The organism is Xanthovirga aplysinae (genome assembly GCF_009711365.1).
In the GTDB taxonomy this organism is placed as follows: domain Bacteria; phylum Bacteroidota; class Bacteroidia; order Cytophagales; family Cyclobacteriaceae; genus Xanthovirga; species Xanthovirga aplysinae.
Window position 1 is genome coordinate 1 of sequence record NZ_SMMB01001273.1, and the last position, 17,673, is coordinate 17,673.

The following is a 17,673-nucleotide window of genomic DNA, read 5'->3' on the forward strand; positions in this document are numbered from 1 at the left end:
GGATTGTGGAATATGTAAAGGGATTTTATAAAGACGAGGATCTTGCTTATCAAAAGGACATGCTATTTTTGACTGATGTAGGTAAGGAATGAGTGTGGTGTTACAATTTAAGGCAATGCGTTGTATTTCATGCTTCTCAAAAATCCCTAATAAAGTGGTATTTATTCTTTCGAAAAAATCAATCGTGGCGGCTAAACGAACCCTAGATCCTGCTCTTGACTTACCTTTCTTGTTCAAATATTTTATCTGGCTAACACCCTGTTTTTTACGAGTCATGTAAGCAGAAAAAGTAGTATGATAAAGGTTGTGCTTACCTTTTTTAACACATAAGGCAGCATTACCCGACTCAATACTAAGATATACCACAAGGGTCTCCTCATTGGTAATGGTGAGTTGATCATTTATGGACAAATGCAAGGGCAACCGAATGTGGCCAAGGGCTTTCCTATTTTCATCATTGAGAATGATTAAATGTTTTTTAAAATCATATTTATAATTAGGATAGCGATGCTTCACCTCTTGGAAAAGTACGTTGTAAGGCACATCATATAAGTTGACTGGTTTTTGAAGCATAGATTTCCTGCCACGATAGTTTTATGAATACAATAATAAGTGACCTAAAGGAAAGATAAGAGGTAATTTTACATTTTCTAGGTGAAATGAAGTGTCCGCTACGGTCCAATTCAATTTACCACCTTAAATGTTACAAAGTGTAGTGCTTCTTGATTTCGTTTTTAAATTTTCCACACCCGAAGGTACTGGCATAATGCTGGTCCAACTACTGCTAATCAGAGTTCCATTCAATAGAGCCTTAATTAGGCTTCATTTTTATCTCCAGACCAAAATGAATTTCCAAAAACAAGTGTCCAGTCAAGGGTCCTGTATTCTATTAGTTGTAAATTTTTTTTAGTCCAGACGAATAAATCATATAAGCATAGCCCCGGTTACCCATATATTTTTATTAAAGAGCCATCCTCAATTTTAACTAAAGGAAGCTTTAATTGGATGTTTTATTTTTTCTTCATCGTGAGGTGACAAGTCATGAGTAATTTTATTCGTGCTAATGAAACATCTAAACAAACTTCTCCCTAAACTGCAAATTGTACAGGCCATATAAGAGGCAAAGCACACTGGAGACCATCAGATACACCCGGTTTTTGAAGATGATGGTGAGCCAAATAAATTCGCTCATATCTCTGGGGTCGGAGAAGGGATTGAGGAACACATTGTAAGCACTGTATTCCAGGGGGTCAGAAAATATGAAAAAGATGAACCCTACGATTACCACAACTATAGCCGTACCGTTACCATTCTTGATCAGGGTGGAAAGCATAAAAGCCAAGGATGATAAGAATACGATGGGGAAAAGCACCTGCCCCAGCATGGGTAGGATATGGAAACGGTAAAGGGTGAAATTGGCGATGTGTCCCAGCACATATAAGATGACAAAAGCCACTCCAAGTGTCAATACAAAACGTACGAGCCAAAATTTGTAGCGATAGTTGGGAATGCCGAAGATGGTTTCCAGCATTTTGGAGTCATCATCATTTTGTATGCCGTAGGCCATCGGATAGAATATAAGCAGGAGTCCTGGAAATACCAGCATCCCGTAGATGACTGATTCATCGAAGTCCGGATCTTCAATAATGGTGATGGTAATAATGAAGGCAAAGAACAAGAAGACTGCCACTAAAAAGTATACGAACTTATGGGCAAAGATCACCTTGATATTGTAGTTTGCCAGTCTAAATAGCAGCAGGAGATAACTCTTCATTTTCTTTTCCGTTTTTACTAATTACATTTCTGTTTTTACTTTTCATGAGCCATAAGTAAGCATCTTCCAGGTTAGCTCTAACCTGCACGGCTTCTGCCCTTGGCTGAATTTCTGACAGGCACTTCACTTGTATCTGATCTCCCTCCCTCATATGATGTACGATCACATATTTATCCTTTTCTGCTTCAAATGCTTCAGGCGACAAATGGAATTCCCAGACCTTGCCATGAGCCAATTGTGCCATGGCTGTAGGGTTTCCGACATACTCAATATTTCCCGATATTAATACCGCCAAATGATTACAACTACTGGCGATGTCTTCAATGATATGGGTAGAAAATATCACGATACGTTCCTGGCTGAGCTCTACTAAGAGGTTCCTGAACCGGATTCGTTCCAAGGGATCAAGACCGGCTGTAGGCTCATCCACCACTAATATTTTAGGTAAGTGCAGCAGAATCTGTGCGATACCTATTCTTTGCTTCATTCCTCCTGAAAAGGAACCTATCTTTTTGTGCTGGTGCTCCTCCATATGAACAGCCTTTAATACGTATTGCACCCTTTTCTCCCTTTTTTCCTTATTCGTGATTTTTCGTAAAATGGCCTGATAATCCAGAAACTGATAAGGCGTCATATTCTCATAGGTACCGAAGGATTGAGGCAGGTAGCCAATTAACCCTTGCAGCTCTTCTCTGCGCAAGGTAGTATCATGACCATTGATCCAAATTTTACCATAACTTTGATCCAGGATACCACATAGAATCCGCATCAAGGTGGTTTTACCTGCACCGTTAGGCCCCAGTAAACCGAACATGCCCTGCTCAATATTCAAATTCACCCCTTTAAGTGCCTTGAACTTTTCTTTCTTTGGCTTGACAAATGGAATGGCCAGCAGGAACATATAGTACAATCGCCTTAGCTTTTTAAACCTTCCAGTAATCTGCTTAGGGTTCACAGGGTTTTCCGAAAGGCGGCGGGATGCGCTAACCAGAAACAAACCGATAAACCATAGCGTGATCAGGAGTACACCCAATCCTTTTACGTTAATATCACCATAGAGAAACAGGGAACTTACTATTGGGAATACCCAATACAATAAGGCATAAGTGAAATGTATTCGTTTACGTTTTTTATCACTAACTATTTGACTCACCTCATTTACCATAGAAAAGAACAAGGCGTGCAACGTAATCATGAAAAATAGTTGCCAAAAGGCCTTGTCCAGAAAGAAGTAGATGAAATACACTAAAAAGACAATTAAGGCGCTTTGCCAGATCAGGTTTTGAAGGACTGATCGGACCGAGGTTATCTTTTCACCCCTTTCATCGAACAAATGCTTATTGCCTTTCCATTCTCTGATCCAACGTTTGTCCCTACCATATACTTTGGTCAGGTTTTGAATTTCAATGTGCATTTTCTCATCAGGAGATACCATTTTGGTGTTGGCTTGTCTTAAGGAAGTCATAATGAAATAGGTACCTCCCGGAATTAGTAAAACCACTAGCAGGAACCAGATCATTTGCCACAGCATACCCTCTATTTTAAGGAAAATCAATGCCCCCAAAACAACAAGGAGAAGGATTTGTATCCCCTTAATGGCAGGCTTCAAGTTTCTGAACCAACCCAATGCACTCTCCAGGCCAGCACTCATGGTGGGAATGTAAATTAAGGTGAGTATAGTGGCAAAGGCTAAACCCCCCATTACCGTGACGGCAAAAGGCTGACCAATATTAACCACATATTCCGCTTCTCCAAGAGCCAGTGGAAGCATGGCGACAATAGTGGTAATGGAAGTAATCAAAATGGGTCTGATACGGGAAATACCACTCATAATCAGGGCACGGTACTTATTGTAACCCTTTTTCCTGAGGATGCGGGAGTAATCAATAAGGATGATCCCATTATTCACCACTACACCCAGCAATATTAAAAATCCGATTAAGGTGTTAGCGTTTAACAAGGAGTTGCCTGTAAAAGTAAGACCAAGAAAGGCCCCGATAGCGGCTAACGGAATCGAAAACATGATCACCACAGGCAGGTACAACGACTCAAATACGGCAGCAAGAATCATGAATATAATGACTACCGCTGCAAACAGGAGGAAATAAAATTCATCAAATAAGCCTTCATCGTGAATGACATCCACTACAATTCCCGAAGGAATATTGACACCACTCACAATTTGATCAATCTCTATTCTTGAAGCTTCCAGTAGAGATTCTGAATTTAAAACTTCCTCAATAAAGCGATAGGTGATTTCAATGCGTTTCTCCTGATTCAAACGGGTAATGGTGCTTTCTCCTGATGAAAAAATCACGGAACCTATATCGGAGAGTGAATGAGTGGCTCCGGTGGAACTGCTTATTGGCATCTCCCTCAGATCTTTCATCTCCTTTGCCCTTTCGACAACCTGATTTTGCGTACGAATGGTAATTTCGAACTCCTCCCCACCGCTTACGAATTTAGATCCGGAGGCAAAGGAAGATTGAAAATCATTAAGTCCGGTTTTCACGTTCTGTTGCGTGATGTTGTTTTCACTCATTCGTCTTTGATCGAATAGAATATGGGCTTCCGGACGGTCAGGACTTATATTTACCGAACTCCTCCTAATAGATTGAAGTCCGCTGACAAAGTTATTGATGTCATTAGCGATGGCCTTCATCAATTCAAAATCCTGACCTTTAATGATAATTCGTTCTTTGGCACTTCCCATGCCGAGCATTCGCTCAAAGGCATCCGAAGGGGAGAAACCACCACTTCCCTGACCCCTACCTCTTTGCGGAGGTTCGTCAAGAGAAATATCAAGGTCTTCAAATTCCTCACCAATACTATTCAATTGATTCCTGATGTCAGGAACTGTAATGGTATCCAAATCATTGAATCCTTCGATCAACTCAATATGAATAACCGCACTACCTTCAGAAATTTGACTGATCACTTTGTCTGTCACGGGAATTTCCATCACTCGTTCTTCGATCTTTTTGGTTTTTAGATCTGTTGAAGCAAGCGTTGCTCCCTGGGGCATGGTGACAAATAAATTCATCTCCGGAGTTTCCACTTCATTTGAATCCGCCACACTTACCAGCAAACTAATCCCAATGGTCACAAAAAACAGCACCAATCCACCAACAATGGTAAAAGCTGGTCTTCTGAAGCAAGACTTCAAAATGACTAAGTAGATCTGAATAATTCTTTGCCGTATGGTAGCATTTTTGATCAAAGGAGCCTTTTCCTGATCTTCTTTTCCAATGGTGGTATGTGCCAGCATTGGAATTAACACCAAGGCTACTACGAGTGAAACAAGCAGGGTAGAAATAATAGAAACCCCAATGTGGGTACCGATTGTGGTCACCAAAAAGTTGGAGGAGAAAATAAAGGGTAGGAACACGGTAACCGTGGTGAGTGTGGCGGCAATTACAGACCGTCTCACTTCCTTAGTTCCATCTACTACCGCATCCTCAGCCGTTTTCCGATTTATGACATGACGATAAATGTTTTCGATCACCACCACACTATTATCCAACAACATACCCATGGCCAAAGCCATTCCGATAAGGGTCAGGCTGTTGATAGAAATATCATAAGCATAGAAGAAATTGAAGGCAGTATACACCGAAATGGGGATGGCGAGGGCAATGCTCAAAATAAATTTCAGCCTTCGAAGAAATACCCATAACACAAATATGGCTAACAGTCCTCCTGTAATGGCCAGATTTTGAATCTGGTCGATGTTATTGTTCATCAACTCTGCCTGGTTGCTTTGTATGACGACCTCCACATCCATGGGTTCCAGCTCCTTATTAAGCGCATCAATTGCTTCTAAGGTTTTGTCAGATAATGCAATCAGGTTGGCCTGAGTATCTTTGGATAATCTAATGGAAACGGCATCTTTCCCATTTACACGGCTCAGCGAAGTTTGTTCTTTTACACCGAAGAAGACCTCTGCTACATCACTTAAGAGTAAGGGCCCTTTGTCGGATACTACGAGGCTTTGAATATCCTTAATATCCTTTAATTCAGCACTCACATTGACAAAGACCTGTCGGCCATCATGTTCCACCTGACCCGCAAAAGCACTCTTGTCCGAATTCTGAGACAATACCGTGCTAATGGTATTTGGCGTTATTCCACTCGCCTCACAGATGGCATCATTCATAATGATTTCCACGGTCTTCTGACGACCACCAAATATTTCAACACCACCAACTCCATCTACATCCTCCAGCCGGTCGGAAATGTACTGGTCGGTGACATTACGCACCCGGTCTACCCCACCACTACCCAGTACCTGCAATTCCATGAAAGCATTACTGAACTGTTCTGTATCTATTTTGGTAATGTTCACCATAAACTCCGGACTAAGGTCGGACTGGATTGCTCCGACCTTTTGTTCCAGCTTGAGATAGGCATACTTTATATTGACTCCCTGCTGAAAAGAGATAAATATCATGCCCTGGCGGCTGTTAGCATTCGCTGTTATCTCTTCCACCCCTTCAAGGGTACTGATTGCACTTTCCAGCGGTACAATAGCCTTGCTTTCCATATACTTCGGGTCCACCTCCGAAGTAGCATTCACCCGTACGATGAGGAGGGGCAATTCTACATTAGGAAGAAGCTCTACCGGCAGTTTGTTGTAGGAGATATAACCCATCACCGAAAAGCCGATAAAAAGCATGGACACAAGGACTTTTCTCCTTATTATGGTATATAATAATCCTTTCTTACTCATGGGAACCTTCAGTGATTTCTCTTTTTGAGCCTCTTATCCAATTAATAAGGTTCTCAATACTTTCATAAAAGCATGGAATAACGATCAGCGTCAACAAGGTAGAAGTCACCAACCCACCAATAACCGCTATTGCCATTGGAGCGCGCAAAGCGGCACTCTCACCAAAACCAAAGGTTAATGGCAATAAAGCCAGAATAGTAGTAAGGCTGGTCATAATGATGGGTCTGAACCTACGCTGTCCTGCATTAAGAACCGCTTCTCTCAGGTCCATGCCATTTTGTTTGTTCTTATTGATGCTGTCCACCAAAATAATGGAGTCGTTTACGGCTATTCCGGTCAGCATGATGATTCCAATAAAAGCCATCATATTTAAGGGCATCCCCAGTAAAAAGAAGGCAAAGAGTGCTCCAACTCCAGCCAGTGGAATAGTGAGCAGAATGGTGAACGGATGTAATAAGGACTCAAACTGGGAAGCCAATACCATATAGACCAAAACGACCGAAAGGATTAGGGAGAACGTGAGGTTTTTCATGGACTCCTGACGTTTACTTTCCTGTCCTGCTACCTTTATTTTATATTGAGGGGGTACGGAGAGCGCTGAAAAGGAACCCTGAATTGATTTGACGATTTTGTCATAGGGTTGATCCTGATTTACTCTGGCACCAATGGAAACCATTCGGGATTGATTCTTTCTGTGAATAGAATTGGAAGCATACTTAATACTGATCGCTGCAATTTCACTTAAAGGAAATTCCCTCTGAGCACTTTTAATACGCATATCATCAAGCCCTGATAAAGAGATTTCAGGCACCTTAATCTGAATGTCCTGCATCTCTCCACCTCGTTCTATGGTGCCGGCATTTTTCCCTTCCAGTTGATCTTTGATCTGGCTGATCACATTCTCTATGGACAAGTTCAATAGCCCTACCCTGTACTTATCTACCTCTACCTGTATTTGTGGCACTCCTTCTTCAAGGTTAGAGACTGGCTCATAAATATCTTCTTTATCGGCCATTACCAGCAAAACAGAATCGGAAAGGGGACTTAAGGTTTTGAAGTCAGCCCCACTTACTTCTACTACCAGGGGCATCTGTTCATCTCCCAGCACCGCATTTAATGCACTTTCATCATTGGAAAAGGTAGCTTCAACACCTGGGATCCCTTCGAAATAGGCGGAGAGTTTAGCGGTTATATCGACAATATTTAACTCCATATCCTCTCTAAAGAGGAGCTTAAGCCTGGCTTTATTCTCATTGTATACATTTTCATTCACAACACCTGATTGACTTTGTTCAGGGCCGATATGTGTGTAGACTTTGTCTAGTTGCTTGTTAAAAAGTGTAAACAATTGATTTTCTATCTGACCAACTGTAGAGGATGTTCGGGAAAGGGGAGTGCCATTGGTCAAACTTAAATTGACAGAAATGGCCCTGGTCCCGGATTGGGGCATATACTCGCTACCAATAATGGAGATGAGTTGATAAGCCCCTAGTACCATTACAAAGGATGCTCCTATAAAAGCAATTCTGTATTGAAGCACCTTATTCAGGAATGTTCTGTATCCATTAAATTTAAGTGGTTCTTTCTTTGGAACCGTTTTATCTTTCCTGAAAATCCTTGAATAAAGCATGGGAATGACTAAAATAGCAACGACCAAAGAAGAGATTAAGGAGAAAGCAACCGTCCAGGCCTGATCCTTAAACAATTCTCCAGAGGGACCTTGTAAATACACAATCGGAAGAAATACAATAATTGTGGTAATGGTAGAGGCAGTGATTGCCCCACTAACCTCACTTGTTCCTTTTATCGCTGCATCTATTACACTTAATCCTTCTTCCCGTTTTTTAAAGATACTTTCAACCACTACAATGGCATTATCTACTAACATTCCAGCGCCCAATGCCAATCCACCCAATGTCATTACATTCAAAGTAAGGCCATTGAAATACATGAGATTGAAGGTGGCAATAATAGAAATGGGTATGGCAATGCTGATAATTAAGGTGGAGCCCATCCGTCGGAGAAAAAGGAATAGGACGATCATGGCGAATAATGCTCCATAAAGCCCGGATTCTTTTACCTCATCAATGGCACCCTGGATGAATCTCCCCTGATTTTGAATAACGACCACCTCATAGCCCGGAACAGATTTCTTCAAATCCTCCAGCACTTCGGTTAATTCATTCACCGCATTGACCGTATTGTACTTGGTTTCCTTATAAATGGACATACCCAAACTTCTTCGCTGGTTCACCCGGACAATGCTGCTCGCCTTTTTGTCCATTATTTTGAGGGTGGCTACTTCTCGCAGTAAAACCGGAACCTGATTCGATGTTTGAGAGGAATTATTGGCCGTTTGGGCATTTGAATTGTCTATATCTGACGTTGGTGTGCTCGTAGAGCCATTTTTCGGATTAGTATACCCAACGACCAAATTTTCCAGGTCTTCAGACTTTTCGATGATGCCTAATCCCTTGATAATATACTTACGCCCCAATTCTTCAATATAGCCACCGGAAACATTTCTGTTGTAATTCTCAATCTTAGCCACTAAATCATTGACGGTAAGTCCAAAGGCTGCCAAAAGATTAGGGTCCGTTTCTAAAACAACTTCCTTTTCCTGACCACCTGACAGACGCACTTCTGCTATCCCTGGTAGGCGAATCAATTCGTTTCTAAAATTATTCTCGGCTACCTTTCGCAGGGCTTCATAATCATCGGAATTGGGATTGAATAGGCCCAAAACCATGATTGGAGTGGCATTCGGGTCGAATTGGGAGATAACGAATTCGTCAATCTCATCGTCCAATGAGAAAGTGGAAAGTGATTTTTGAAGATCAAGGAATGCTTCATCCATATCCTTGCCCCAATCATAGCGTACCGTGACTCGTCCATAACCTGTTTGACTGATAGAACTGACTTCTACTGCCCCATTTTGCCGGATGGCAATGGACTCAATGGATTCTATAAATTGTTTCTCTACTTCCGAGGGTGGTCTAATACCCACCTTTAATTCAACAAACAGTGTAGGGTTCTTTAAATTGGGGAATAATTCAATTCCCAGTTTCCCAAAGGAGATGGAACCCAACAAAATGATGGCTAATACCATCATTAAGATGGAAATAGGGTAGGATACGGCCAGTGAAACGGTCTTTTTCACATTAGAGGGAGTTAGTTTAAAAAATTATTGAATAACGCTGACTTTCGACTTATTTCTCAGGGTTTCAAATCCCGAGACCACTAATCTATCATTGATTTTAAGTCCACTGAGTACTTCAATGACGTCGAGGTTTTCGAGGCCCGTTGTGATCTTCTTTTCAGTAGCTATACCATTCTCAACCGTGAACACCACTTTACCGTCCTGTTTTGAAATGATGGTTTCTTTAGGAATTACAATGGTGCTATCGCGCTTTTCTGAAAGGATGGCTGCCTTAATGAACATTCCAGGACGCAGCAAACGCTTTTGGTTATCAATTTGCAGTACGCTTTGAAAGGTCTTGGTATCGGCATTAATCACCGGTGAGATTTGGCTGATCCTTCCATTAATGGTGTCTTTAGCGATATTGTAATTGGTGATTTGTACCAATTGATTCAAAGTTATCTCCGGCAAATGCTTTTCCGGCAGCTTCACATCCATTAGTAAATTGTTGTATTCCATAACCTTAAGCAACTCCTGGCCCTGTTCAATCCTTACACCTTCAGTATGGTAGGGCATTTCCACAATTACACCTGTAAACGGTGCTTTAACAGCCATTTTTTCCTTTTGTATCCCGGCATCCTCATAGGTGTACTTAGCATTCACATATTCAATGGATGCATTTTTTAAGTCGGTTTGTGTGACCCCTCCTTTATCGTATAATGATTCTTGCTTTTTGAGGTTGTTCTCTGACAACTCCAGTTTGAGTTTTTTACTCTCCAGCTGCAGGTTGTTTTCAAACTCATTGTCTTGAAGTCTGATCAACACTTGCCCGGCTTTAACTGCATCACCCAAAGCAAATGGCTTTCCGGTAACCGGGTTTACTTGTAGTCTGTAAATACCAGCTAATTCAGATTTCATTGTACCTTCCTTTGAAGAATATACCGTACCCGTAGTTTCAATGAACTTTGATATAGACTGAGGCTTAATACTAACCACTGACACAGGAATTTTTATTTCAGTTTGGATATCGGACTCTTCATTGTTGCATGATAAAAGAACAATCATTAGCAAGAGAGGAATGATCCCATTTTTTAGCTTTTTCATATTAATAATCCGTTGCATAGTGTATATTCTGGAAAGTATATATTCAAAAGGTGACTAATTGATTCAATTCATGACAGGCTGTTGATTCTCAAAATCGTAAAGTGTCAGGATCTTCAGGTTCAATAATTCAATTTTGTAATTGATTAAGGCATCAGCCAATGCGCTTTTTTTATCAGAAAGCTGGCTTTGAAACCTATTGAGATCAATACTGGTAAGGTCTCCATTCTTGTAGCGTTCCAGATTAATATCATAGGTCCGTTTTGCATTCTTTACATTTTGCTCTGCTATCTCTATTTGATTCTCCAGATTTTGAAGACTCCTGTAAGTCTTTCTTATGTTAATGATGATGTCATTTTTCTGCACTTCAAGATCTATTTTGCTTATTTCAAGGTTAGCGTTGCTTGCTTGCATTCTGGCCCTATTCTCTCCCCAATCCCATATAGGTATGCTAAAGGAAACAGCTACTCTTGGGTTTATGTCAGGGGTTTGATAGACCTCTACTGCCTTTTTATTGTCACCGAATACTCCAAGAGAAAGGGAAACAGCACCTTTAAACTCATTTAGGGATTTTGTCCGGATCAGTTCGAACTGTGAGCGCTCAATTTCGATGTTCCTCTGCCTCAACTCCATCCGGTTATCAAGACCATACTGTATAGCCTGATTTAGATCAACCTCACGAGTGATGAAATTTATATCAACTTCTACGGCAATTGCCTCATTCAAATCAATACCTAACAACAACTTAAAATCATCAGCAGCATTATCCAACATCACCTGATTGTTTTCCATTGTTGACTTGGAAGTAGCAAGATTGAGTTCTGCCTGATACAGCTCTTCCTTAGCAAGTAGGTCTGCATCTACTTTGTTTTGTGTAATCTCATAGCTTACCTGTTGATTTTCAAATTCATCCCTGGAAATTTCAAGATTGTTTTGATTCTGATAAAAAGAGTAGAAGGATTGGGTTACATTCCTTTCCAGCGTGAGTAACTGCATTTCATTATTAATATGTGCATTTTCCAGGTTCAGCTCCAATTCCTTTAGCTGTAGTTTGTTTCGGTTGTAAGTGAATATAGGTTGGTCTAATTGTAAATATAAATTATTACTATAGGTCCTAGTTGCAGCACCCTGAAATTCAGAATAGTTATCTCTGTACATAAAGCGATTATTCAGTGAGATAGTACCATCCGTTGCGGCTATAGGCTGGCTCACGGAAAAATTAGCATAGGAATTATAATCTTCGTTTGTATTCCACTGAGAAAATAAATCGTTAAAACCACGCGCCCGATTATATTCGATTGGTGTGATATCCAAAGCAAACTTCGATTTTAGTGCGGCGCGTTGTGCATCCAGGCTTTTTCGATTGCTCAATAAGTTTAGTCTGGATTTTTTTATATCCGGGCTACTATTTTGAGCAATTTGAATTGATTCCTCCAGCGTCAGTGTTCGTTGTGCCATTGCTACCGGGGATATTAGATAGTAATAGCCTGTAAATAGTAGTGTCATTGCCAATTTGCGATGGCAGATTGATCTGAAGTGGTTTGATTTGATTTCTTGTTTACAATTCATGTGTTTGATTTAAGCTTTTATTGCCACATGGAATTCGCATGTCTGAAAATTTATCCGTGACTAATGTTCTCCTGATTATGTACAATTCATATTTATTGCTTAACCCATTTAACAGCATCTGCATATACCGTTCGGAATTCACATTCATCTGTTAACATTACATTTCCACCTGTTTGATTGAAATAATAGGAGCCCAGGTAATTCCAGCCGGGTTCTGCATTTGATATATTGTATTTGATGTCATCCCTTCCATCTGCATGATTAATAATGTAGTGATAATTAAACTGCCTGTTATCACCGCCATTTCCTCGAAATTGATTTTGATTCTTACCTCTCATGTAAACATAGATATCATAGAAGCCCTCTTCTGTAAGCTCAGGTGCCCAGGTAGTCGTTTTTTCACCACTTCCTGCCCGTGTAAAATGTGCCGAGCGTATCGTACTTCCATAAAAGTCAGAGCCTGTAGTAGGCAACCACTTAGAATAAGAGCGAAACCATTTTCCATAGTATTTTTTATCAGAAGGGTTTCGACTATCCAGAAATGCCCTTAAATAGGTGGGTTGAATAGGGCTGAAGGTTGTAAATCCTGGGTCTTCATTGTCTACGATCACTTCATATTGTTCGGACGCTTTGTGGTTTTCTACTATTCTCTCTCCGTCAAATAGTGCTCCCCCCTTTCGTTTTTTTAAAGTACCTAATGACATATTGATCTCGGAAGGAATATTTCTTGAGATAAGGGTATTTATGGTGATTTCATTGGGTTTCTCATCCAGAACAATTCCCAGTTGTTTCGTTTCCCCCTGTTTGATGACAGAAAGTCTCCCTGGAATTTCTTCCTCCACTTCCTGATTGAATCTTCGTCGTCTGTTCCTTCTGCCATTATTGGAATTATCGGATGTATTGACTTTCACTTCTATGACACCATCATTCTCCCCTGAATTTTTAACATCCATAAGCACTTGATAACGCTTTCTGTCACCATCCAACACCTCGTATTTCTGAACATTAAGGATTTCAAAGGCCGCTTGTGCCGTATCAAAATAAACCTTCTTTAGTATGAGGTCGATGTCCAGATTGAAATGGGTCAAAATGCCTCTCCTGAATTCCGCATAACTTGAAAGTTGGTGGTTGTGGGTGTTTACCCAGTTGTACAAATAGGCCTTAAATGCTTCCTCACCCACCAACTGACCCAGGTAAGTAAACAAGTATTGACCTTTCAGGGACACGGATTTATGAATCTTATTGAAATCAGTTTCCTCAGTTAGAATTTTTGTAATCGAGGACTCTCTCATCAAGTTATTGCACTCCTCCGTAAAGGATATTCCGTTTCGGTTTCTTGAATAGTCATTTTGAGGCCGTTTGTCGTTATTGAGATAGGTAGCTATGCTCCGATTTAACAAGGCCCAATCGTTACTCACTATACCTGAATTATAAGCGTAGAAGTTGGGGAAAAGTGAATAATCGGGTTCATCTTTATCTCGTCCATCAAAATACCGTCTGGATTCAATCTGCTTGGTAAACACCCGCTTTACCAAATCATTGAATACGTTCGCCTGCTTCTCCTTATCACTTAATTCCTGGTTATCTTTACGTGCCTGCCGGTCCATATCCCGCAATTGCCTATTTAAATCAAACTGTCTGATATCACCTCCTTCTTCCGGCCAAAACACCGTTTCCGGTTGCAGAAAAGTCTGATGGCTTTCATAAATCTTGTTATAAGCAGTGAACTGAACCGGAGTTTCTACAAATTGTAATCTTTTAAAGGGATAGCTGAGTTTTTGAGCATCTTCATATTCATTGGCAATATCTGTGATCAGATAACTTAGCGTATCAGCCAATTGGTCAAGGTGTTTGATGAAATAATCATTCTTAGGATAGTGGTAAACGGCATAAGTTATACGATCCACGGTTATTTCCTTTTTTTCATACTTTCCTATTACCAGGGAGATTTGCGGCAAGGCATATTCAGGTTTGAAATGATAAGTATTCCCATTTATAATCTGCTCGCCTTGTGAAATTGGAATTTGACCGCCTGTCGTTTTTACCTTAAGCTGAAAATCTATAAAAAAGGAACGCTCCTTAGTAGTTGAATTAAGGCTGTATCCAATTTGTGTATCAGGATACCAAAGTACGTCCTTGGTAAGCAGCACATAATCGGGCTGCAAAAAAGCATACTTCTTTTGGAGGGAAAACATAAAGTAATCATTTGCGGATTCATACCTTTCCTGAGCTACCTCCAGATGAGCGACTGACTCCCATATTTTTCCTTGGTACTTTATTTTAATTTTCATTTCCTGTCCAGGAGAAATGGATAGGCCCCGGTCTATGGACACAATTTGAAGGTTTCTGGTAAAATCTACGGACCGACCGTTTATAAGCACCTGATCAACTTTTAAGCCAGGGTTTAAAGTGAAATAAGCCTTAGGAAGGGTTTGATCGGAGTTGTTTTTCACCACCATATCGGATGTGCATGAAATAGCATCACCAATAAGCTCAAAATCAATGGAATTGGATACAATATCGATGTTGGGTAGTTCAGCCCATTTTCCGTTCACAACTATCATCTCTTGACGTAGGGAAACAGGATCCTGACGGATATCCCAAAGCTTAATCATTACAAAAGAGGAGAGAACCAAAAGGGCAACTCCAATAAGCCCTGTGCCCATTCGGACCAACTTATGGCCTGGCAGCCGATCTAAGAAAAAGGCCGTAGCAAACAAAAATGCAATTCCTGCAATTAAGTAAAAGGCTCTCTGCCAAAGGGCTGTTTCAATATCCACAAAGCCTGTCATATCAGAAGCTAATAGGGATAGACGAAATGCCGAAAAATCCAGAATATTGGAAAACTGATCAAAATAGTAGATGACCTGAACACCGGCTATACCCAAAAGAAGAATAATACTAATGGGTTGATTTTTAAGAATTGTGACCAGAAGAAATGCCGCTCCCGTAGTGAAAATAATCCCCGGAACGCTGGTCAACAAAGGATAGATTATAAAAGCAGCTGGGTTAAATGTGGCGAACGGACTGGTCAGGTTGGTAATTAATGGAATGCAAAGGAGGACAACATTTAGAGAAAAGAATAATTTGAAGAGGGCCAAGGCTTTTCCAAATACATAATCCAGGTTGGAAATGGGGCGAACAAAGAACACCTCATTGGTATCCAACTTTTTATCTTTTTTGATAAGCCCTGTAGCCAAAAATATTACTGCAGCTGCCTGGGGTACACTTATAAGTACCATACAAGCATAGGGCATTAACCAACTGTTGGAAAGAACATACCATCTGGGTGAACCCGCCTCAGAAAAAACACCAATGTTGAAAATGGTTAAAAACCCAACTCCCATCAGTGCTACAATTCTGAAAAACCAATTCCTCCACAGCACCTTTGCTTCGTACTTAGAAATGGTTAATATGTTTTTGATAGAAATCATACCAGTGACACCCCCAATTCATTTTCCATAAAATATACATAGGCATGTTCCAAATTTGGATTCGCATGCTTTGCCTTAGGGTGAGGTTTTTCGGTGGCTATCAACTGGGCTTCCCACTTCCCTTCCATAGGAATGGTGGAAACTACCGAATACTTGGTTTTTATAGCATTGAACTCATCGTTATCCAGGGTAACCTGCCAAACATGACCACGTACTTGATCTATCATACCTTCAGGTGAACCTTTGAAGGCCACCTCTCCTTTATTGAGCATCGCCATATTTTGGCAGGTGCTACTGATGTCGCCAACTATATGGGTAGAAAGGATAATGGCAACATCTTTCTGACTTAAGTGAGAAAGAATATTTCTAAACCGAATTCGCTCTTCCGGATCAAGACCAGTAGTAGGCTCATCAATTACAAGTAACTTAGGGTCACCTATCAGTGCTTGAGCAATTCCTAACCTGCGTTTCATACCACCAGATAACTTATTGGCCATTCTTTCCCGTACATCGAGTAAACCCACTTGATCTAATAGTTCATCTACTTTAAGGCTACGTTCTTTTTTCTTTAGCGATGTAGACAGTTTAGCTGCATAATCCAGAAATTCCCAAGTTTTAAGTTTTGAAAAATAAGTGAAGTCCTGCGGAAGGTATCCAATCAATGGTCTGATTTTCTGTCGATGCTTATTGATATCCATCCCATTAATCAGAACAGTACCGGATGTGGCCTTTTGACCAGTGACCAATATGCGCATAAAGCTAGATTTACCAGCTCCGTTGGGCCCCAACAAGCCGAACATACCACTTCCTATTTCTAGGTTCACATCCCGTAAGGCAGCATGACCATTAGGGTAAATCTTGGAAAGTCCTGATATCTCTATATTCATCAAATACTACTTAAGAGAAATTCTTATAGCTATTAGCAAAACCGTAGGGGTAAAATAATTTATTTAACAATGGCTTAGTTTTAATTGGACTTGTAAACAAATTCCGGATAAAGGTAGGAACTCCAAATGCTAAACACAATTAATTTGTACGAAATAATATGTATAAAGTTGTATTAAATTAAAAGAATAAAAATTTATTATATCTATAATTTCATTTAAATATACTATATATAGATAAAATACTTATAAATTATCATTATTAGGATAACATATTTTAATAAGACTCAATCATTTATTTAGACAATCATCTACAAATAGATTGAAGTTTTCATGGGTACAGAACTTCATAGTATTTCCCATTATTACATAAACTATAAAAAAAGAGCTCCATGAAATAATCTCGCTTATACCCCAACAGATATAGTAAATAATTTTCCGTCGAAGTGGCGGTAAGTTCTTAGTCAATGCCCGAATGGCCTAGAGGACTCATGGGGGTCCTCTAGGCCGATTAAATCTTTTTTTTCCGAAGGAACTCCCAAGAAGGAGAAAGCTTTATTAACAGTGATAAAAAGAGGGTTGTGGGAGTTCTTTAGGCCTATGAAATTAAATTTCTTCTGAAGAAAGCCGACTCTTTTACGAGTTGGGTATATGCTAATTTTTCCATTATCCCCTTTCAATTATTACTACAACTAAAAACCTTACTTTCCACTCAAATAATACATTTCCCCATTGTCTTCCATCAATAAGCTGCTGTCGGCAATGATGGCCTGCAGTTCGGTGTTTTCCAATAATTCTTCAGCAAAACCTGTAGCGTGATGGATTAATTTATAGTTCTGATCGTATATATAAACTTCTTGTGGAAAGCTAACAAGCATTTCTTCAACCGGGTTTAATACTTCATTTGCCAAGGCTTGCTCCTCCTCCGGGCTTAAGATCAATTCGTAAGCCATTTCCATGGCCGCGATGTCTGGTTCTTTCACATTTCCGGCAAAGACTGAAAGACTTAAAATTAAGGCGAAGGCTCCTACAAATGACATGAT

Annotated in this window: 9 protein-coding genes; all 9 read right to left on the minus strand. The window is 40.2% G+C overall.

Annotated features, from left to right (window positions below):
* On the minus strand, positions 1-573 hold a 573-nt coding region (locus E1171_RS20530; RefSeq protein ID WP_155207943.1), incomplete at its 3' end, for a hypothetical protein.
* Positions 574-1,072: 499 nt separating this feature from the next.
* Complete coding sequence (locus E1171_RS20535; RefSeq protein ID WP_155207944.1) at positions 1,073-1,774, minus strand: hypothetical protein; 702 nt, start codon at positions 1,772-1,774, stop codon at positions 1,073-1,075.
* Positions 1,746-6,503, minus strand: a complete 4,758-nt coding sequence (locus E1171_RS20540) for an efflux RND transporter permease subunit (protein ID WP_155207945.1) — start codon at positions 6,501-6,503, stop codon at positions 1,746-1,748. Before E1171_RS20540 ends, E1171_RS20535 begins: the two co-directional genes overlap by 29 nt.
* Positions 6,496-9,663 carry an efflux RND transporter permease subunit gene (locus E1171_RS20545; protein WP_187696563.1) on the minus strand — a complete coding sequence of 1,056 codons (3,168 nt, stop codon included), beginning with the start codon at positions 9,661-9,663 and terminating at the stop codon, positions 6,496-6,498. The genes E1171_RS20540 and E1171_RS20545 overlap by 8 nt, the downstream gene beginning before the upstream one ends.
* 24 nt (positions 9,664-9,687) lie before the next feature.
* Complete coding sequence (locus E1171_RS20550; RefSeq protein ID WP_155207946.1) at positions 9,688-10,746, minus strand: efflux RND transporter periplasmic adaptor subunit; 1,059 nt, start codon at positions 10,744-10,746, stop codon at positions 9,688-9,690.
* A gap of 63 nt (positions 10,747-10,809) precedes the next feature.
* Entirely contained in the window at positions 10,810-12,249 is a 1,440-nt protein-coding gene (locus tag E1171_RS20555) for a TolC family protein (RefSeq protein WP_155207947.1), read from the minus strand.
* 155 nt (positions 12,250-12,404) lie between these two features.
* On the minus strand, positions 12,405-15,746 hold the full coding sequence (locus E1171_RS20560; RefSeq protein WP_155207948.1) for a golvesin C-terminal-like domain-containing protein: 3,342 nt from the start codon (positions 15,744-15,746) through the stop codon (positions 12,405-12,407).
* On the minus strand, positions 15,743-16,633 hold the full coding sequence (locus tag E1171_RS20565; protein WP_155207949.1) for an ABC transporter ATP-binding protein: 891 nt from the start codon (positions 16,631-16,633) through the stop codon (positions 15,743-15,745). Before E1171_RS20565 ends, E1171_RS20560 begins: the two co-directional genes overlap by 4 nt.
* A 698-nt stretch (positions 16,634-17,331) precedes the next feature.
* Positions 17,332-17,673, minus strand: a 342-nt coding sequence (locus tag E1171_RS23955; protein WP_187696564.1) for a hypothetical protein, incomplete at its 5' end; no start/stop codon positions are given.